This is a genomic window from Acinetobacter sp. SA01, from assembly GCF_011319235.1.
GTDB lineage: Bacteria > Pseudomonadota > Gammaproteobacteria > Pseudomonadales > Moraxellaceae > Acinetobacter.
On record NZ_WXXM01000010.1, the window covers coordinates 34,346 to 55,071 of the forward strand.

The following is a 20,726-nucleotide window of genomic DNA, read 5'->3' on the forward strand; positions in this document are numbered from 1 at the left end:
AAATTTTATAACCAAAAAATGTGAGTATAATAATGAATAATTTAAAAAATTTATACCAGAGCAGGCTTAGCCATTGTCTTTGTTGGAGCTTAACCTGTCTGCCATTAGCTACACAGGCTGCAGATTTCGTACAGATCAAGCCGCATCCTATTGATGCAATTGTGCAGCAGAATATGACACAAAAATCAGTTGCACCGCCATTAAAAAAAACCGGTAAAATCGATCAGATGCGCATCATGCATATCGATATTGACTATGTATATGATAAAAATAAAGAACAGCAGCAAGAAAATCTTCAGGCTTTATTACAACGTATTAACAAGATTCAACCCAATACCATTTTCTTGCAAGCCTTTGCCGATCCCGATGCCAATGGTTCAGCCAATCAGGTGTACTTTAAAAACCGCCACATCCCGACCAGAGACAATCTTTTTCCTCTTCTTGTCAGCCAGATTCGTAGCAAGACCCAGGTCAAGCATATTTATGCCTGGTTGCCCTTAATGGCGTGGGAGTTTCCAAAAAATTACAAACTGACTTATGTCTCACATAACAACGGCGGAAAACAGGGCTATATTCGAGTTTCACCCTTTGATCCAAAGAATCTTCAATATGTTTCTGAAATTTACTTAGATTTTATCAAATCAAATGCGGTAGATGGTGTGCTCTACCATGATGATGTCACGCTGAATGATTATGAAGACAGCTCTGCTCCAGCACAGAGTATGTATCGGGCTTGGGGATTTAGTGCAGATCAATTATTAAAACAACCACGGCAATCTAAACAATTACAATTTGCCAAATTCAAAACGGCATATCTGGATCAGTTTGCCGCAGGTATTAGCAAAATCATTAAACAACAACAGCCTCATCTACTGACTGCACGTAATATGTATGCACCCGTAGTATTAGAGCCTCATAGTGAAAACTGGTTTAGTCAATCCATGCCAAGTACTTATCAATATTATGACTACAATGCCATTATGGCGATGCCTTATATGGAAGAAGCGGATGACCATCAACAATTCTATTTCGACCTCATACAACAGTCAAAAAAATACGACCCGGATTTGAGTCATACCATCTTTGAACTGCAAGCATTGAATTGGCGAAACAATCAACAGCTTTCCACCGAAGAAATTGTGGATACCATCAAGTTTTTAGAAAAAAACGGGGTAAAACATATTGGTTATTACCCCGATGATTTTGTACAGGAACATCCTCAACCTTCTAAGCTGAAATCCGCTTTTTTAACTGGTGATTAGTCTCAAAGAATTCCAGTAACCCTTTATTATTATAATAAAGGGTTAAATTTCTGGCCTGTTGCATATTGATAATATCTGCCGTATTCACCTTAAAACTGCTGGCCAGTTGGGGTACAGCAACCGCTAATGGAGCTTTTCTACGATCCTTACCTGAAAAGCGGGCCCAGTTATAAGTTGCCCAAAGCAACAGCACGCCAATAAAGCTTAAAATCATTACTACAAGGTTCAATAAACTTAACTGGCTATTGGGTTGAGCTTGTATGACCAGTTGCTGATAAATGGTTTGACTTTCAAACCACCATAAAAATAGGGTCAACACTGGCATAAATAACCACATAAATATAAACCAACCCACGATTTGCAGACTGTAACCCAAGCTTTTATTACGTACATATTCAGGTTGATCAATGTACGCTGGTAGTTCTAATTTTGATTCATCTTCAATTAAATAATATTTATATACTTTAGTCATTTTCTGGCTCTCCTCTAAATCCACGATCTGGACTTACCCAGCGTGCACGTTTTTGAGTCTTGAAAATCGTTTTAGGTAATGCAACCACAGTCGTCAGCATAGTCAGAATCCAGAAGAACAGTGGATACCAAATGACCCAAAAATAGTTTCTGAAGATTCGGGCTTTATCATAGGGTTTATCAATATATAAGCTAACAAAGAATTGAATCAGGCAAGTTAAACCCAGAATAATCCCGTACCATTGTGGAAAGAGAGATTGAATCGCCCACTCTCCGGGTAAAGAAAAAAATAGGCCATATAGATATAAGATAATAATACCGAACATCACATATGCCCAAACCACACTGATAATAGACTCTAGTGCAATAGGCCACATACGGCGTCGATTCCACCTAAATAAGTTTGGTAAATAAGCAAATAAAACCTCCACTCCTCCTTGTGCCCAACGCAAACGCTGTTTCCACAAGCCGTTGAAGGTTTCAGGCATATAGATATAGCACAATGCTCTTGGGACATATTGCAAGTCCCAATGATCGAACTGTAAGCGCCATGATACATCGATATCCTCCGTGATCATGTCATCGCGCCAATATCCTATCCGGTCTAGTGCCGTTTTACGAAAACCAACGATTGCACCGGAAACAGTAAAGATGCGTCCATAGGTACGTTGTGCACGTTTAATTAATCCAATAATAGAAGAGAATTCACCCACCTGAATTTTGCCCAAAATACTGGAGCGGTTCAAAATACGTGGATTCCCCGTGACTGCCCCAACCCGTGGATATTTTGTTAAATGATGCATCATCCATAACACTGCATGAGGATGGATTAAGGCATCACCATCTATACAAACCAGATATTCATTTTGACTCACCATTGCACCGGCACGTAAAGCATAGGCCTTGCCCTGATTTTCAGCCAAATGGACAACCCTGAGTTTCGGATATTTTTGCAAAAGCTCGTCTAGAATTTCAGCAGTCTTATCTCGACTACCATCATTGACGGCAATGACTTCAAAATCCGGATACTGCGTTTGCATGGCAAACTTTATGGTATCCCTAACCTGTGCTGCCTCATTAAAACAAGGAATAATAATACTGCATCCATGTTCGCTAGGATGAGGTAACGATGGTTGCTTGCGTTCATGTTTTAAATAGAACCAGATTCCCCCAGCAATCCAAAGCCAAGCCATAAATAATGGGTAGAAAAAAGCAAAGCCAAAATACACATCACTCATTTGAAATAAACTTGAGTCAGTCATTATTTCCTCCCCTTCGCAGTATTATTTTCATATGGATTACGATAAGTGAGTGGACTGGTATTAATACTTAGATCTTGGTAAAGATGTCCCTGAACTTGCTGTCCAGCCTTCAACTGATAATTATTAATCCCAATTTTTTGTACGGATAATTTTTTTAATTCCTGATAATATTGTGAATATTCTTTCCAATCACTTCTTTTCCCATTCGGATTTACTGTAAAACTCACGATTAAATACTGTTTTTGTATACTGTTTAATTTTTCCAGTTGTTTTTCTAAAGTTTTAAATATTCCAGAATCTTTCACCGGATCAAATTCAATATAAAGAAAATCATTATTATTTAAACTATATTCCATCAAAGGCATTAATCCATCTACATGCTTATCCTTTAAGGTGATTTTCAAAACAGTTTGATAATTATTACTGATATTGGTGTAATATTTTGCCTGTTTTTTAGCTTGATCTTTTATATCAAAAACCTGTTTTATTTTTTCAGCGCACTCCCCATCCCAAGTCTTTTTCTGTATCGCGCAGTCGAGCTCATCTCCAATATCGATCATTACACCTTCAACTGAAGAATTATACTTAACTAATTCCGCAGTAAGATCTGCAAAATTGAGTCCCTGTTTCGTTTGTAAACTGATCGGTAATTCAGCATACACCCGATTACCCACACGGGTGCGTGCTTGCCAAACTGTACGATTTAATAAATCCTTACGCATACCCAGTTGACGATTAGGAAAATAGGCAACATCTATTTTTCCGTCCCCATTTTCATCCGCTACAGTTTTTAATAAAATAGTATTGGTTTGTAATGCACTAATCTGATCTAAGAATTGCCCCAGTTTTTGATCAAAAATTTTGTCATTGGGACTGACCATTTCAGCCAAATCAAAACGGATATAACTTCTACGCTGTTTGTGGATATCGCTTGCAAAAGTTAAAAAATCCAGCATTTCTGCATGCAGCATTTCGGGGGTTGGATTATTCATTACTAGGGCACGTTGATAGGTTTGCCCCGAATCAGCAAGGGTTGACATACTGCCCAAGCTAAATGACATAGGCAAACCAGCTTTTTCTGCAAGTTCTTCACTTTCCTTGGTCACCGCCCCATAAGGCCAGAATATCGCGCGTGTATCTATTCCCAATTCAGTGTCTAAAATTTTCTTGGATTGTTGTAAATCTTCTACAACCCTGTTTTGATAAGCTTGATCAGATTCATAACGTTGATATTTGGGTAAAAATTGACGTGTAATTGCTGCAGGCTGCATACTTTGTTGTGGATTGGCAAGTATGCCCTTATGCATATTGTCCGAATGTGAAACAAACTCTACCAGGCCTGAGCGCTGCATTTCACGCATTTGATCCCAAGACATTAAGCTATTTTGACCATAGGCTTCATAAGCATCTTTGGTATTCCCGTTAATCCAGCTCGTCGGAATAGCAAAAGCAGCGAAATATTTATACTGTTTCAATAATGGAAAAACCCGGGTATAACTACTGAGTGCGCCATCATCAAAGGTCAATAACACTGATTTTTTTGGTAATTTCTTTTTCTTTTGCCGAGCATCCCATACATCTTGCAAACTGATGGTTTGCCAGCCTTCCTGTTTTAGCCAGGCAAAATAGCGTCCTAAATTTTTAGTACTGATTGCATAAAGATCCCGATCTCCTTCACGGGCAACGTCATCTCGAACATCATGAAAAGTAATGGTAACAAATAAGTTATCAGGTATTTCAGTGGTATTTTTGGTTATATTTTGCGTAAATCCCGTCGCAGGAACGGCGAAGACCGTTACCATGACAGCAGAAAGTAAGGTTTTCATCACTTGTTTCATTAAAAAATTCCTTTAAAGCCCACTGTTGCATAAGTTTTTTCTTCATCTTCACCATCATAAGGATGAGTTCCCCATCCTATGCCATAGTTCAGACTCCAAGTCCGGGAAACCTGCCAATCATGTCCATAAAAAACGTTATAAATTGGCTTCGCGGAATAATTATCTTGTCCAAAAGTCCCAACGGTAGCTTCAAAATTTTGAGTAAAATTGCGGTCATATCTCCGCCACGTAATCCACTCATGCTGTAAATGCAACTCTGCACTATAACTTTCTTCAGGATTGAAATAGTCCACAATGACATCTTTGTTCTGGCTGTAATAACCCGCTAAAGTCAAACTGGTAATATGATGCGGAGCCTGGAAAATCTGCTGTTTAAGGTATGCCGAAACCTCTTGGCGTGTATTATCATCATCAATATCAGTTAACTGATAGACCAGACCCGCCTTACGAGATTCATGCTGTTGCCAATTCAAATCAAAGGTATAAGATTTACCTTCATTGCCCTTTCGGATGGCCTGTAATGGAATATCCGCCTGACTATTAAATCCGAATGCATACTGCCAATGATCATTCAGCCATTGTGACCAATTGGCCTTGATCCCAAAACGGTCTTGATCTTGTGGATTATCGATACTCTGAGACAACATGACATTCACTGCTTTACGACGTGATGCCCATTCCAGTCCCAAACCTACACGTTGATCTTCAATTGTGCCCGTATCATATTCACCAGAACGAAAGCTGTGATCTACATAAGTACGATAATTATCAAAAAACCATGGGCTGTGAATGCGGGTAAAATGATCCTGCTCACGATTCCCCTTCAAACGATTAAGTAAAGCCGAGTTATCGGAATCACTTTCTGAAAAGTTACTCTGATGTTGAATAGAGGCATGATTACGGTCATCAAGCTGTTTTTTATTTTTTATTACGGTCGTATCTTCAGGCATGGTTTGCATAAGTTCAGTACTTTGCAGACGCCATTGCTGGATATTTTCCAAAGCTCGCAGATTTTCTAAATGACGGATCCGGATGCCTTCATCTACAGGTATGACTCCATCCCATTGAGATACAATCCATTCTGCACGCTGTGGGTTTTCACGCAAAAGTTGAATGAATGCGCGATTATTTTGAAAAAGAACGTTATTCGGTGCTTTTGCAATTAATTGTTCATAGTATTGTTCTGCTTTGGCATATTCTTGACGATAGGCGTAGTTAAGCCCGACTAAAGCTAAATATTCACTCCGGTCATCATGGGTAACCTTATCCACACCTTTAGCATTACTGTATTGGAAAGTAGGTAATGCCTTGTCCATCGTTTTGAGTAATTGATCAGCTTCCTGATATTTCTCTTGTTCAATTAATGAGTAATACAAGCCTGCATATAGCTCAAAATGAGCATAGTTCTTTTCATTCAATAAGCTTTTATAAATTTTTTCAGCTATTTGAGGTTGTTGATTCTTAAAGTAAGCATCTGCAATCGCTTGACGCACATAAGGAGGCATCTGTTCTAGAGGCACTCCTGTTTTTGAAATTTGTTCAAAAACTTTTTTAGAGCGATTTCGCTCGTTTAAGGCATAGATGTATTCATAATAAAAACGGCGTTTCCAACTCGGATCATTCGGCAATTGTGATTCGTATTGCTCCATATCTGCGAGCACTTCATCGAGTTGCTGGTACGGCTGTTTTCGTCCTCGATAAATTGAAAGTTTATAATATTCCACAGCATTTTGAATCCGCTGAGAAAATTCACTAATTTTGGCATTGGCTCTGAGATCAGTATTCTCTTTTAATGAGTTACTGTTTTGTATAAAGTTTTCCGCATTAGCGTAATCTGCATTATTCAGCAATGCTAATGCATACTGTTCCTCAGTACCCATGTCCTTGCTCTTTTCAAGAGCCAGATTAGCCGTATTCAATGCCTCAACAGGCATATCTAGTATCCGGTAAGTATAGGAAAGCTGTGCTAAATAATCTGCTTCGACTTGATTAATATCAACTTGAGAAAGGGTTTTTTTCGCCTGAGCCTTTTTACCGGCTTCTGCTTGTAATATTCCTGCCCAAACGATCCATTGTTGATTAGAATCGGTTTTGGCAAAGTTTTTGGCCCAGTTTTCTGCAAGCTCAAATTTCTTTAAGTCGCGTAATGCCTTAATAACATATATTTTTCCATAGTCTGGAAATTGCTGACTTTGAATACCCTTCAGGTAGCGAATATCTGATTCTGCAAATTTTTTATTTTCATAAGCCATTACTACAAAATCAGCAATCAATTTTTGATTATTGGGATAACGCCCCAATAATTGCCTGAGTTTTTGTAATCCAGTATCCACCTGGCCTTGTTTAATTAAAGGTACAATTTTTTCACGTTGTTGATCAACAACGTCTTTATAGATCAATTCTGCGAATGACAATGTAGAAAACAGTAAAGTCCCACAGGAGATCGATAGTATAGTGAGATTAAAGTTCATAATTAAAATATTCTTTATTCATTGTTATTAATGGTCACATTGTAATCCACAATATATAAATAAAAGACCGTATTAACAAAAATATTGTGTATAATTTTGTGTTTTTATTATTTTATGCGATAAATATCACATTATTTTAATTGTGAAATATATTATTTTTTTTATCTTAGAAAATTATTTTAACAGCAATATTTTATTTATTTAATAATTAATTTTTTATATAATCCTTCATCTTAACCACTTTATAAAAACATTATTACTCAAAATAAATATCTTGTATAAATCAAAAATGCTCAATAAGTTGAGTATTTTTATTCATACAGAAAAGATATGTTCTATTATTATAGGAACATAAAATATTCAAAAGTTAAAATATTATCAAGCAGTCAATTCAAATGACTTATTGGAATACAACCTAGAATCTTTTTAGAAGTGCACGAAGTATTAAAAATAAGCCAAGCAAATACCTGACGAGGCAGACCTTTTAGCCTTTTACCGAAATATTAACCATTAATGAGTCTAAGTTATTGACATAAATATCAAACACTTTTTCATGTCGCTATGAGCCATGGAATACATACATCTAATGCACGTGGAATCATCCAAAAGATCGAAAATATTTTAATAAAATCTGATAATTTTCATTTGCCTAGGAAATTATCTCATAGTGAAGGCTTAGATGGGGAGATTGTTATTGTTGATGCCACGGAGATGGCAATGAAGCATTCCCCAAAAAGCGGAAAAAATTCTATAGTGCTAAGAAAAAATGCCATAAGATTAAAGCCCAACTGACAATTCATGATGAAACGATGCAGATGATTCCAATAGGTCTTGCATAAGGAAGTACACATGATTTTCATTGTCTAAAGATCAGCACAAGAAGCAGAGATATCAAGCCCTTATGCTTGTTAATAAAGAGTAACCAGCTTTAAGCCAATTAGGGATCAGACACCAACCACATTTTCAGCAAATAAAACAACCCATTAACTTTCTTACATAAGCAGATTAATCGAAAAATGGGCAAACATCGTATTCGAATTGAGCAGGTAAATAGTAAATTAAAAATTTTTAATTTTTTTGCTACGCCTTACCGTAATCGATGTAAAGGTATAGATTTAGGCATGAATTTGATTACTGCAATTTACAGCACGTAAATGATTTAAAAGTAATTTTACAGAAGGTCTAGTTTCTCATTTTTATATGAAGTTTTTTCAATGTCAGATACCCAGCTTATCAAAGACCATAAAATAAAAGCCCTCAATTGAGAGCTTTCAAGTTTATGGATTGACTCAGGCCAGGTTTTGGCGTTTTAGAACTTCTAGCATGGTTGATCCGAGCTCTGCAGGACTACGCGTATAAGCTATACCCGCTTTTTCAAAGGCTGCAAATTTTTCTTCTGCTGTGCCCTTACCGCCAGAAATAATTGCACCTGCATGCCCCATACGCTTACCTTTTGGTGCAGTCACACCTGCAATATAGCCCACAACCGGCTTGGTGACATGAGACTGAATATATTCAGCTGCTTCCTCTTCTGCGGTACCGCCAATTTCACCAATCATGATAATGGCTTCGGTCTGCGGGTCTTCTTGGAACAACTTCAAGCAATCAATCTGGTTCATGCCTGGAATTGGGTCTCCCCCAATGCCAATACAGGTTGACTGACCTAAACCGAGCTTTGTAGTCTGAGCTACAGCTTCATAGGTTAGTGTACCCGAACGCGAGATAATTCCGATTTTACCTGGCTGATGAATATGTCCTGGCATAATGCCGATTTTACATTCTCCCGGGGTAATAATACCCGGACAGTTTGGACCGATTAAACGCGCACCATTGCCATTGGTTTCAAGATAACGCTTGGCCTTTAACATATCTAAAGTCGGCACACCTTCAGTAATTACAACAATAAGTTCAATCCCAGAATCTACTGCTTCTACAATCGAATCCAATACAAATGGTGCAGGCACATAAATGACCGAGGCATCTGCGCCTGTTTCTTTCACTGCCTTTTTCATGGTGTTGAATACAGGTAGGTTTAAATGGCTTTGCCCCCCCTTACCTGGCGTTACACCACCGACGACTTTGGTACCATAAGCCAATGCTTGCTCTGAGTGAAACGTACCATTTTTACCGGTAAAACCTTGTACCAATACTTTGGTGTCTTTATTAATTAATACGCTCATGATTGATACTCCTTAAGCTTTTACCGCAGCGACAATTTTTTCTGCCGCATCAGCTAAACCTGATGCAGAGATTAACGTGAGTCCAGATTCATCCAATAACTTAGCACCAAGTTCTGCGTTATTTCCTTCCAAACGCACAACGACCGGCACGGTTACGTGGACTTCCTGAACCGCTGCAATAATGGCTTCAGCAATCATGTCACAACGTACAATTCCACCAAAAATATTAATTAAAACCCCTTGTACCGAGCTGTCTGCCAAAATAATTTTAAATGCTTCAATGACGCGCTCTTTGGTTGCACCACCACCAACATCAAGGAAGTTTGCAGGCTGACCACCATACAGTTTGATGATATCCATAGTTGCCATGGCAAGTCCCGCACCATTGACCATACATCCGATGTTACCTTTTAAGGCCACATAATTCAGGTCATGTTCTGAAGCTTTTAATTCGCGTTCATTTTCCTGAGATTTGTCACGCATCGCTACAATTTCGGGTAAACGGTATAAGGCGTTAGAGTCGATCCCGACTTTGGCATCCACACATAAAATGTCACCATTTTCACGAACTGAAAGCGGGTTAATCTCAAATAGGGCAAAATCATTTTCAATAAAGGCCTGATAAGCTGCAGTCATAATTTTGACAAACTGATTGATCTGACCATCTTTCAAATGTAGAGCAAAAGCCACTTCACGAGCTTGAAATGGCATCAATCCAACCAATGGATCAACTTCGACTTTTATAATTTTTTCTGGGGTTTCTTCAGCCACTTTTTCAATTTCGACCCCACCTTCTGTTGATGCCATAAAAGTTACGCGACGGCTGGAACGGTCAACCACTGCACCAAGATACAACTCGCGTTCAACCGGATAAACATCTTCAGAGACTAAAATGCTGTTGACTGGCTGTCCATTGGCATCCGTCTGATAAGTCACTAAACGAGTACCAATGATCTGATTGGCATAATCTGCAGCTTCCTGTGCAGACTTCACGACTTTTACTCCACCAGCCTTACCGCGCCCCCCAGCATGTACTTGGGCTTTGAGTACTGCAAATTTTCCACTAAGCTCCTCAAAGGCTTTTACGGTTTCTTCTGCATTTGTTGCCAAAATGCCCTCTTGAACCGGCATCCCATACTTTTTTAATAACGCTTTTGCTTGATACTCATGTAAATTCATTGAACAACCTTTTAGTACTTATTTGACTTTGTTATTACGTTCACCAATATCTTTTGGTTCACATCAATCAATATTGGTATTTTGAGAACTTAAAATGATTCTTATCTTTATTTTTAGATGATTGTTCTAATAAAAACAACTATCAAATGTAAAAAGAGCGACCTAAGCCGCTCTTTTTTGTCTTACTTACGCTTACGTTGAATCGCGTGAATCGCTCGTCCATCTACTGCAAGTGCAGCTTCATGAACCACTTCAGAGAAAGTTGGATGACCAAAAGTCATCAACTGTAAATCTTCAACTGAAGATACAAACTCAAGTGCAATCATACCTTGATGTACGATGTCAGACGCAGCAGGCCCAATCACGTGCATACCGAGTAAACGGTCAGTTTTTGCATCAGCAACAAACTTCACGAAACCGGCATTTTCACCAGCAGCCATTGCACGACCATTCGCAGCAAAGCCGAATTGACCAGTTTTAACTTCGTGGCCTTTTTCTTTCGCTTGCTCTTCTGTTAAACCTACCCAAGCTGCTTCTGGGTGTGTGTAGATTACAGAAATAATGGTGTCATAGTTCACTTGTGCAGCATGACCGTGAATACGCTCAGCAGCCATTACGCCTTCTTCCATTGCTTTATGTGCAAGCATTGGACCACGTACCAAGTCACCAATTGCATATACGCCTTCCACAGAAGTCGCACACCAGTCATTTACTTCAACTAAACCACGTTCAGTCAGTTTAATACCGCAGTCATCAGCCAATAAACCTTCAGCATATGCACGACGACCTACGCAAACGATCAACTTATCGAAAGTTTGAGTTTTGTCTTCGCCACCTTGAGTATACTTAACTGTCACTTCACGGCCGTTAATTTCAGTACCAGCAACTTTCGCGCCAACACGGATATCAAGTCCTTGTTTAGTTAAAAGTTTTTGATAGTCTTTTGCCAAGGCTTTATCAGCCATTGGTAAAAATGCATCCATTGCTTCGAATACAACAACTTCAGCACCAAGACGACGCCATACTGAACCAAGCTCTAGACCGATAACACCCGCGCCAATTACACCTAAACGCTTAGGCACTTCTTGGAATTCAAGTGCGCCAGTAGAGTCAACAATGATGTCTTGATCTACAGGCGCTACAGGAATATTTACAGGCACAGAACCAGTCGCAAGAATCACGTATTTAGGTTCTAAAATTTGAGTTTCACCTTCGTGAGATACAAACTCAACTTTTTTACCCGCAAGTAATTTACCAGTACCTTTTAACCATTCGATACCGTTGCCTTTTAATAGACCATCGATACCCATTGTTAATTGGTTAACAATTTTGTCTTTACGTGCAAGTAATTTTGCAAGATCAAACTTCACTTCACCTGTGGTAATACCGTGATCATCTAAGTGATGCACTGTATCTTCATAACGGTGTGAAGAATCAAGCAATGCTTTAGATGGGATACAACCCACGTTTAAGCAAGTACCACCTAAAGATGGTTTACCTTTATGGATGCGTTTTTCGATACACGCAACTTTGAAACCCAATTGTGCAGCACGAATTGCAGCTTCGTAACCACCTGGGCCACCACCAATTACTACTAAATCAAATTGTTGAGACATTATGCTCTCCAAAAATGGGCCTAGAGGATCACTCTAAGCCCATGGATTTATTCTATAAATTAAAGATCAAGGATAAGACGAGCAGGCTCTTCTAACAATTCTTTGATTGCTACAAGGAAACCTACTGCTTCTTTACCATCAATTAAACGGTGGTCATAAGAAAGCGCTAAGTACATCATTGGCAAGATTTCTACTTGACCATTAACTGCCATAGGACGATCTTGGATTTTGTGCATACCCAAAATTGCAGTTTGTGGTGTGTTCAAAATTGGCGTAGAAAGCAATGAACCGAAAGTACCACCGTTAGTAATAGTGAATGTACCGCCAGTCATGTCTTCAATACCTAACTTGCCATCACGTGCTTTACCGGCATACGCCCGAATACCGTTTTCTACTTCAGCGTAGTTCATACGGTCAGTATCACGTAATACAGGAACCACTAGACCACGGTCGCTTGATACAGCTACACCGATGTCATAGTAACCGTGATAAACAATGTCATCACCATCGATAGAAGCATTTACAGCTGGGTAGCGTTTAAGTGCTTCAGTCGCTGCTTTAACGAAGAATGACATGAAGCCTAGACGTGCACCATGACGCTTTTCAAATGCATCTTTATATTGAGCACGCATTTCCATGATTGGTTTCATGTTCACTTCGTTGAACGTGGTCAACATTGCTGTTGATTGAGTCGCAGCAAGTAAACGTTCAGCAACACGTTTACGAAGGCGAGTCATAGGAACACGTTTTTCGATACGTTCACCGACAGCAACGCTTAAAGGCGCAGCAGCAGGAGCCGCTGGTTTAGCTTGATGGTTTGCAACATCTTCTTTAGTGATACGGCCACCGCGACCAGTACCAGCTACATCGCTCGCTGCAATACCAGTTTCAGTCAATGCTTTACGCACTGCTGGAGCTTGATCAGCAACAGGTTGAGCACGCTCAACAACAGGTGCATTACCCGCTTGAGTTTGTGCAGCCGCTTGTTCAACTTTCTCTTCAGATTGAACTGCTTGAGTTTGAGCAGCGCCAGAAACAGCGCCCTCTTCAAACTGTGCAATCACTTCAGCAGAAAGCACTGTATCGCCTTCATTTTTAATGATTGACGCAATTGTACCGTCAGCAGGAGCAACAACTTCTAAAACAACTTTATCAGTTTCAATATCGCAGATCACTTCATCACGTGATACAGCTTCACCTGGTTGTTTGTGCCAAGTTGCAATCGTACCGTCTGCAACTGACTCTGGGAATACCGGTGCTTTAATTTCGGTTGCCATTACTTAGAATCTCCTGATTGTTCAGCTGCAATCGCTAATGCGTCATTTACCAGCTGAGCTTGTTGTTTTGCATGCAAATATGGTGAACCGCAAGCTGGCGCAGCAGAAGCTGGACGACCTGCGTAGCTAACACGTACCTGTTTACCTGTTTTCATTACATCGTCATATAAACGAGGTGCGATGAATAACCAAGCACCTTGGTTTTTCGGTTCTTCTTGAGTCCAAACCACTTCTTGGATATTTGGATAAGAAGCAAGTACTTCAGCAATACGTTGTTCTGGATATGGATACAATTGTTCGATACGAACGATTGCAGTGTTGTTTAATTCCTGCTCACGACGTTTTTCAAGCAAGTCGTAATAAACCTTACCACCACAAAGCACCAGACGAGTCACTTCAGACTTGTTGATGTTGTCGATTTCATCGATCACAGTCTGGAATGAACCATTTGCAAGCTCTTCAAGCGTAGAGGTTGCAAGTTTATGGCGAAGCAAAGACTTCGGCGACATGATGATCATTGGTTTACGGATTGGACGAAGTGCCTGACGACGCATCGCATGGAAAATTTGCGCTGGTGTAGTCGGTGTCATCACTTGCATGTTGTCTTCAGCACAAAGCTGTAAGAAACGTTCTAAACGTGCAGATGAATGCTCTGGACCTTGACCTTCAAAACCATGTGGAAGAAGCATAGTTAAACCACATACGCGTTCCCATTTAGTTTCACCAGATGCGATGAACTGGTCAATTACAACTTGCGCACAGTTAGCGAAATCACCGAACTGAGCTTCCCAGATAATCAAGCTCTTAGGAAGAGTCGTTGCATAACCGTATTCAAATGCAAGTACCGCCATTTCTGACAATAAAGAGTCATAAATTGCTGTACGTGGCTGGTTTTCTTTCAGGTTACATAATGGAATGTAAGTTGAACCGTCTACCTGGTTATGCAATTTCGCATGACGGTGTGAGAAAGTACCACGACCCACGTCTTCACCAGTTAAACGAACCAGGAAGCCTTCATCTAGAATAGTTGCATACGCTAAAGTTTCTGCAGCCCCCCAGTTCAGCGGCATTTCGCCAGTTTGCATTTTCAAGCGATCATCAATCACTTTTGCAACCTGACGCTGCATAACGAAGCCTTCTGGAAGCTCACGCATTTTAGTACCGAGTTCTTTCAAGCGTTCGATTGGGAATGAGGTATCCCATACGTCTGTGTACTCGTGACCCAGGTATGGAGACCAGTCGACAAACATTTTGGTATTTGGTTCAAGTACCAATGCATTGGCAACATGCTTGCCTGCTTCAAGGTCTGAACGGTATTGTTCAACCATTGCATCAGCAGCAGCGCGATCCAGAACATTTTGTTGTACAAGTTGGTCAGCATAAAGCGTACGAGTCGTCGCTTTTTTGTTAATCACTTGATACATCATTGGTTGAGTTGCAGCTGGCTCATCCGCTTCATTGTGACCACGACGACGGTAACAGAACATGTCAATTACAACGTCTTTACGGAAAGTGTGACGGAAGTCATGTGCCAATTGAGAAACAAACAATACAGCTTCAGGATCATCACCATTGACATGGAAGATCGGTGCCTGAATCATTTTCGCGATATCAGTACAGTATTCTGTAGAACGTGCATCACGTGGGTCAGAAGTTGTGAAGCCCACCTGGTTGTTAACAACGATGTGAACTGTACCACCTACAGTATAACCACGTGTTTGTGACATCTGGAAGGTTTCTTGGTTAACACCTTGACCTGCAAATGCTGCATCACCATGAACAATGATTGGCAATACATCATCACCACCAATGTCTTTGCGACGGACTTGACGTGCACGCACAGAACCTTCAACTACAGGTCCAACGATTTCCAAGTGTGACGGGTTAAATGCCAATGCCAAGTGAACTTCGCCACCTGGAGTCATCACGTTAGATGAGAAACCTTGGTGATATTTAACGTCACCAGAACCTTTTTTGTGCAGTGATTTACCTTCAAACTCACCAAACAGGTCAGCCGGGTTTTTACCCATAATGTTGACAAGCAAGTTCAAACGGCCACGGTGCGGCATACCGATTACAACTTCTTTACAACCTACAGAGCCTGCACGTTGAATCAGTTCATTTACCATCGGGATGAAGGATTCACCACCTTCTACACCAAAGCGTTTTGCACCAACGTATTTATTACCGAGGTATTTTTCCAGACCTTCAGCTGCTGTCAGACGTTCTAAGACGTGTTTTTTCTGCTCAGCAGTGAAACCGAATTGACCTTTTGCACTTTCAAGGCGTTGTTGAATCCAACGTTTTTCTTTGGTATCAACAATATGCATGTATTCAGCACCAATAGAAGCACAATAAGTTGCTTCCATCGCCTGAACCATTTCAGCTAGAGTTGCTTCACTCTTACCGATTGCAAGGTTGCCTGTGTTAAATACTGTATCTAAATCAGATTGAGTCAAACCATGCGCAGCAAGATCAAGATCAGGTACGATTTCACGCTTAGCCAAACCTAGTGGATCTAATTTTGCTTTTTGATGACCACGGTTACGATAAGCCGCAATTAGTTGCAATACGCCAATTTGACGACGCTCATGCTCAGAACTTACAGCACTTTGAATTACAGGTTGAACGCGACTTGAGTTGCGACCTAATAAAAGGAATTGCTCACGTACATTGCTATGTGGTTGATCACCTTTAGGGAATTTACCGAAGTATTCCTGCCAGTCAGCACCTACTGAATCTGGAGCCGTCAAATACTGCTCATAAAGTTCTTCAATATACGCTGCACTGTCAGCGCTAAGTTCAGTGTCAAGACGCAGTGCGTCAGCAACTTCTTGCATTTGTGGACCCATTTCCTATTGCAAAAACATTTTCAGGATGCTTTTTAAGCGAACCCATGATTAATAATGTCAAATTGGTAATATGACATTAGTCCCCATAAGGCATAAGCCATGAGGCGTGATCACTACATTAGGAATAACCCAATGTGAATAATGAATCATAACGCCCCCATTGGCATCATCACTCATTGATATATACTCGACCAAGACCGAGCAATTTTTTGCAAATCGACTTAGAAAAAATAACTACTCGACTTAATTTTTCTAAAGCGATTTATATCTATTTATAAACCTTATACATAATTTCAGATGTTGAAAAAATGTACGCAAATACAGTGCTTTTTTTAAATATAACTTTGTGCCAAATCGTAACATGTTCTCCAGTTGCAATTGATTTTTTTGACACATACCTCTCATAACTCAGCGAAATACATATCCTCCATTTTCATCTAACATATGGTGCTTTATCTCATAATTAGATTCAATCTAGACCAAAGTCCTACCCCACGCCCACACATATAACAAAAGAGAGCTCAATATTTAAACTGGCTCTCTTTATATGCGTTATATGATAACATTTTAATCTCAACTTTGCAGATTCAAGCCTACAATTAGTGCTTTAATCACTCACTCAAACAGTCCCACAAGACTTAGACCGCTTTTAAGCAAGATTCCGTCTCTACTTTAATCAATTATATATTTTTTAATAACACTTCACACCCCTACTCCTGTCTATTCATATAGCCATTTAGTATCCCTTACCTATCTTACAACTATTAAAAGCATAAAAAAGCACACCCTAGGGTGTGCTTTTTTTGACTGGAGCAGATTAACCTGCTTGATCTAACAACATACTACGGATGTGACCGATAGCTTTAGTTGGATTAAGACCTTTAGGGCAAACTGATACACAGTTCATAATACCTTTACAACGGAATAGCGAGAATGGATCGTCAAGACGAGCCAAACGCTCTTGTGTTCCAGTATCACGCGAGTCAATGATGAAGCGATAAGCATTCAACAATGCTGAAGGACCCAAGAACTTGTCAGGGTTCCACCAGAATGACGGACATGAAGTCGAACAACATGCGCAAAGAATACATTCATATAAACCATCAAGGTGTTCACGCTCTTCAGGAGACTGTAAACGCTCTTTCGGTGGCGCAGGCTGGTTGTTGATCAAGAACGGATGAATTTTATTGTACTGATCATAGAACTGATTCATATCTACAACCAAGTCTTTAACCACTGGCAGACCTGGAAGTGGACGAACAGTAATCACTTCCGGTAAATCATTCAGGTTCCACAGACACGCCAAACCATTTTTACCATTGATGTTTACACCATCAGAACCACAAATACCTTCACGACATGAACGACGGAACGTTAAAGATTCGTCCTGCACTTTCAAAGCAAGAAGAGCATCAAGCAACATACGGTGCTTGTCTGTCAATTCAAGTTTAAAAGTTTGCATGTACGGTGCTTTATCCTTATCAGGATCGTAGCGGTAGATATTAAATGTACGAGTACCTCTACTCATCTTACTTCTCCCTATTAGAATGTACGTGGTTTAGGTGGAATTGCATCAACCGATAAAGGTTTGTAACGCACTGGCTTGTACTCAAGATGGTTATCAACAGAGAACCATAATGTGTGCTTCATCCACTCATCATCACGACGACCGTATGGATAGTCCGCATGTTCTGGCGGCAATTCAAAATCTACCACTGTATGCGCACCACGACATTCTTTACGAGCCGCAGCAGAAATCAGTGTTGCTTTCGCCACTTCATACAAGTTTTCAACTTCTAGAGCTTCAATACGTGCAGTGTTGAATACTTTAGATTTGTCTTTCAAGTGAATGTTACGAACACGTGGCTCAATCGCAAGAATTTGCTTCACACCTTCTTCAAGAAGTGCAGATGTACGGAATACACCAGCGTGGTCTTGAACGATGTCACGGATTGCATCAGCAACTTCTTGAGCATTTTCACCTGAAGTTGACTCATCCAATTTACGAATACGCTCAACAGTTTGTTCAAGCACAGTCGTAGGAAGCGGTTGGTAGTCATCACCATGATGTTTAGTCACATAATCAATGATATGTTGACCAGCAGCTTTACCGAATACAACCAAGTCAAGTAATGAGTTTGTACCTAAACGGTTCGCACCATGTACAGATACACATGAACATTCACCAATTGCATAGAAACCTTTCACTGGCTTAGTGAAGTCACGGCCTTCCGCATTTGTAGAATAAACATCAGTATCTTTGTTGTAGTGTGCTTCAAGCGGAGTTGTTTCGCGAGATTCAGGAACCACAACCTGACCATGAATATTCGTTGGAATACCACCCATTTGATAATGGATTGTTGGTACTACTGGAATCGGCTCTTTAGTGATATCAACGTTCGCGAATTTCTTACCAATCTCGAATACAGATGGAAGACGTTTCATGATCGTATCTGCACCTAAGTGCGTCATATCAAGAAGAATGTAGTCACCTTTAGGACCACAACCACGACCTTCTTTGATTTCCTGGTCCATAGAACGTGATACGAAGTCACGTGGCGCCAAGTCTTTCAAAGTTGGAGCATAACGTTCCATGAACGGTTCGCCGTCTTTGTTACGAAGGATTGCACCTTCACCACGACAACCTTCAGTCAACAATACGCCTGCACCCGCAACACCCGTGGGGTGGAACTGCCAGAATTCCATATCTTGTAATGGAATACCTGCACGAGCTGCCATACCAAGACCGTCACCAGTATTGATATATGCGTTAGTAGATGCACGGTAAACACGACCTGCACCACCTGTAGCGAATAATGTCGCTTTCGCTTGGAATACTGCAATTTTACCAGTTTCCTGGTCAATAGCAGTTACACCAAGTACGTCACCAGCTTCGTTACGGATCAAGTCAAGTGCGATCCATTCTACGAAGAATTGCGTACCCATTTTCACGTTGCTTTGATAAAGCGTGTGAAGCAGTGCGTGACCTGTACGGTCAGCAGCAGCACATGCACGAGGAACTGCTTTTTCACCGTAGTTTGCAGAGTGACCGCCGAATGGACGTTGGTAAATTGTACCGTCTGCGTTACGGTCGAATGGCATACCCAAATGTTCTAATTCATAAACAACTTGTGGAGCCTCACGCGTCATAAATTCGATCGCGTCTTGGTCGCCCAACCAGTCAGAACCTTTAACCGTGTCATAGAAGTGGTAGTGCCAGTTATCTTCTTGCATATTACCAAGAGATGCACCAATACCGCCCTGTGCTGCTACAGTATGAGAACGTGTTGGGAACACTTTAGTCAGTACCGCAACTTTCAAACCCGCTTGAGCAAGCTGGTAAGATGCGCGCATACCTGAACCACCACCACCAACGATGACAGCATCGAAAGTTTCGTGTGGAATATTTGTGTAATCTTCTTTAGGGTTAATCGCGCCCATGATATTTTCCTATCAATTCGCCCAAAAAATCTGGATTGCCCAGATTGCATATGCAAATACAGCAATAATCACTGCTGAAGTCAGCACCAAACGCAAGCCCGAAGCTGAAGGACCCATTTGACGAGTAGTCACATAATCCGTGAATACCTGCCACATACCGATCCAAGCGTGTGCGACAAGAGATAAGACTGCCAATAAAGACATAATCTTCATTGGTAATGTCATCATAAAGCCAAACCATTGTTCATAGTTAAATCCGCCATTCAGAAGGATCCAACCCAATACCACAACAGTATAAACAGCTAATACAAGAGCACTTACGCGTTGGATATACCAATCGCGAGAACCTGAACCCGTTAAACCTGTAGCACTTTTCATTAGAGAACAATCCATACAAATGATGCGACAATCGAAATCGCAGCCAAGATCAATGAAATAGTAGCTGCCACACGACCACTTTGCAGTTCTTCAGCAAAACCAAGGTCAGCAAGTAAATGCTTAATACCCATAATAAAATGGAAAAGTAAGCCGGCTACAAATACCCATACGATAAAGCGCACAATGAAGCTACTAAAGATTGCCTGAACTTCAGCAAAACCTTCAGCAGAAGACAATGATTTGTCTAAAAGCCACAAAAGTACCGGTACAAGTAAAAATACGATGACACCAGAGAGACGGTGTAGAATTGATGCAATAGCCACAGGGGATTTTAAGTTTACTTCTAAAACTTGACCCATGGACAAATTGACAGGTCTGTTGCTTTTCACAGCGGGCATCCTGTAAGTAAAAACTCCATCCGGAGTTTGTTGGAATTAATTCGAAGGAAAGCTAGCATTTTTAGGCAATTACTCTATCCAGTAACACCTAAACTTAAAAC

At 40.4% G+C, this 20,726-nt stretch carries 14 protein-coding genes; 1 reads left to right on the forward strand and 13 read right to left on the reverse strand.

Features of this window, described 5'->3' with window-relative positions:
* Positions 1-32 precede the first annotated feature (32 nt).
* Positions 33-1,262, forward strand: coding sequence for a poly-beta-1,6-N-acetyl-D-glucosamine N-deacetylase PgaB (gene pgaB, locus GTU69_RS10515; protein WP_166170348.1), 1,230 nt, complete (start codon positions 33-35; stop codon positions 1,260-1,262).
* Here pgaB (GTU69_RS10515) and pgaD read toward each other — a convergent pair.
* The 13 genes from pgaD to sdhC all read right to left on the reverse strand — a co-directional run bounded on the left by pgaD (position 1,228) and on the right by sdhC (position 20,625).
* On the reverse strand, positions 1,228-1,734 hold the full coding sequence (gene pgaD / locus GTU69_RS10520; protein ID WP_166170350.1) for a poly-beta-1,6-N-acetyl-D-glucosamine biosynthesis protein PgaD: 507 nt from the start codon (positions 1,732-1,734) through the stop codon (positions 1,228-1,230). The two genes, pgaB (GTU69_RS10515) and pgaD, sit on opposite strands and share 35 nt — an antisense overlap.
* The gene (gene pgaC / locus GTU69_RS10525) at positions 1,727-2,995 is read right to left on the reverse strand and encodes a poly-beta-1,6-N-acetyl-D-glucosamine synthase (protein ID WP_166170351.1); all 1,269 of its coding nucleotides are present in this window, start codon (positions 2,993-2,995) and stop codon (positions 1,727-1,729) included. The genes pgaD and pgaC overlap by 8 nt, the downstream gene beginning before the upstream one ends.
* Positions 2,995-4,833 carry a poly-beta-1,6-N-acetyl-D-glucosamine N-deacetylase PgaB gene (gene pgaB, locus GTU69_RS10530; protein WP_166170353.1) on the reverse strand — a complete coding sequence of 613 codons (1,839 nt, stop codon included), beginning with the start codon at positions 4,831-4,833 and terminating at the stop codon, positions 2,995-2,997. Before pgaB (GTU69_RS10530) ends, pgaC begins: the two co-directional genes overlap by 1 nt.
* Positions 4,833-7,304: a poly-beta-1,6 N-acetyl-D-glucosamine export porin PgaA gene (gene pgaA, locus GTU69_RS10535; protein ID WP_166170355.1), complete on the reverse strand. Its 2,472-nt coding sequence runs from the start codon at positions 7,302-7,304 to the stop codon at positions 4,833-4,835. The genes pgaB (GTU69_RS10530) and pgaA overlap by 1 nt, the downstream gene beginning before the upstream one ends.
* A gap of 1,289 nt (positions 7,305-8,593) precedes the next feature.
* On the reverse strand, positions 8,594-9,484 hold the full coding sequence (sucD, locus tag GTU69_RS10540) for a succinate--CoA ligase subunit alpha (RefSeq protein ID WP_166170357.1): 891 nt from the start codon (positions 9,482-9,484) through the stop codon (positions 8,594-8,596).
* 12 nt (positions 9,485-9,496) lie between these two features.
* Positions 9,497-10,663: an ADP-forming succinate--CoA ligase subunit beta gene (sucC, locus tag GTU69_RS10545; RefSeq protein ID WP_166170359.1), complete on the reverse strand. Its 1,167-nt coding sequence runs from the start codon at positions 10,661-10,663 to the stop codon at positions 9,497-9,499.
* Positions 10,664-10,845: 182 nt separating this feature from the next.
* Positions 10,846-12,279, reverse strand: a complete 1,434-nt coding sequence (gene lpdA, locus GTU69_RS10550) for a dihydrolipoyl dehydrogenase (RefSeq protein ID WP_166170361.1) — start codon at positions 12,277-12,279, stop codon at positions 10,846-10,848.
* Positions 12,280-12,338: 59 nt separating this feature from the next.
* A complete protein-coding gene (gene odhB, locus GTU69_RS10555; protein WP_166170362.1) occupies positions 12,339-13,556 on the reverse strand; it encodes a 2-oxoglutarate dehydrogenase complex dihydrolipoyllysine-residue succinyltransferase in 1,218 nt (405 codons plus the stop codon).
* On the reverse strand, positions 13,556-16,396 hold the full coding sequence (locus GTU69_RS10560; protein ID WP_205683493.1) for a 2-oxoglutarate dehydrogenase E1 component: 2,841 nt from the start codon (positions 16,394-16,396) through the stop codon (positions 13,556-13,558). The genes odhB and GTU69_RS10560 overlap by 1 nt, the downstream gene beginning before the upstream one ends.
* A gap of 829 nt (positions 16,397-17,225) precedes the next feature.
* Positions 17,226-17,936 (reverse strand): succinate dehydrogenase iron-sulfur subunit, encoded by a 711-nt coding sequence (locus GTU69_RS10565; RefSeq protein WP_086196822.1) that lies wholly within the window; start codon positions 17,934-17,936, stop codon positions 17,226-17,228.
* A 14-nt stretch (positions 17,937-17,950) separates the two neighbouring features.
* Positions 17,951-19,849 (reverse strand): FAD-binding protein, encoded by a 1,899-nt coding sequence (locus tag GTU69_RS10570; protein ID WP_086196823.1) that lies wholly within the window; start codon positions 19,847-19,849, stop codon positions 17,951-17,953.
* Between the two features lie 12 nt (positions 19,850-19,861).
* Positions 19,862-20,227: a succinate dehydrogenase, hydrophobic membrane anchor protein gene (sdhD, locus tag GTU69_RS10575; protein WP_166170366.1), complete on the reverse strand. Its 366-nt coding sequence runs from the start codon at positions 20,225-20,227 to the stop codon at positions 19,862-19,864.
* Complete coding sequence (gene sdhC / locus GTU69_RS10580; protein ID WP_166170368.1) at positions 20,227-20,625, reverse strand: succinate dehydrogenase, cytochrome b556 subunit; 399 nt, start codon at positions 20,623-20,625, stop codon at positions 20,227-20,229. The genes sdhD and sdhC overlap by 1 nt, the downstream gene beginning before the upstream one ends.
* Positions 20,626-20,726 lie beyond the last annotated feature (101 nt).

Bases quoted from the DNA above. Each gene is read 5' to 3' on its own strand.
- pgaC (WP_166170351.1), bottom strand. From the start codon at position 2,995: ATGACTGACTCAAGTTTATTTCAAATGAGTGATGTGTATTTTGGCTTT.
- lpdA (WP_166170361.1), bottom strand. From the start codon at position 12,279: ATGTCTCAACAATTTGATTTAGTAGTAATTGGTGGTGGCCCAGGTGGT.
- pgaD (WP_166170350.1), bottom strand. From the start codon at position 1,734: ATGACTAAAGTATATAAATATTATTTAATTGAAGATGAATCAAAATTA.
- sucD (WP_166170357.1), bottom strand. From the start codon at position 9,484: ATGAGCGTATTAATTAATAAAGACACCAAAGTATTGGTACAAGGTTTT.
- odhB (WP_166170362.1), bottom strand. From the start codon at position 13,556: ATGGCAACCGAAATTAAAGCACCGGTATTCCCAGAGTCAGTTGCAGAC.
- GTU69_RS10565 (WP_086196822.1), bottom strand. From the start codon at position 17,936: ATGAGTAGAGGTACTCGTACATTTAATATCTACCGCTACGATCCTGAT.
- pgaB (WP_166170353.1), bottom strand. From the start codon at position 4,833: ATGAAACAAGTGATGAAAACCTTACTTTCTGCTGTCATGGTAACGGTC.
- sucC (WP_166170359.1), bottom strand. From the start codon at position 10,663: ATGAATTTACATGAGTATCAAGCAAAAGCGTTATTAAAAAAGTATGGG.
- GTU69_RS10560 (WP_205683493.1), bottom strand. From the start codon at position 16,396: ATGCAAGAAGTTGCTGACGCACTGCGTCTTGACACTGAACTTAGCGCT.
- pgaB (WP_166170348.1), top strand. From the start codon at position 33: ATGAATAATTTAAAAAATTTATACCAGAGCAGGCTTAGCCATTGTCTT.
- pgaA (WP_166170355.1), bottom strand. From the start codon at position 7,304: ATGAACTTTAATCTCACTATACTATCGATCTCCTGTGGGACTTTACTG.
- GTU69_RS10570 (WP_086196823.1), bottom strand. From the start codon at position 19,849: ATGGGCGCGATTAACCCTAAAGAAGATTACACAAATATTCCACACGAA.
- sdhC (WP_166170368.1), bottom strand. From the start codon at position 20,625: ATGCCCGCTGTGAAAAGCAACAGACCTGTCAATTTGTCCATGGGTCAA.
- sdhD (WP_166170366.1), bottom strand. From the start codon at position 20,227: ATGAAAAGTGCTACAGGTTTAACGGGTTCAGGTTCTCGCGATTGGTAT.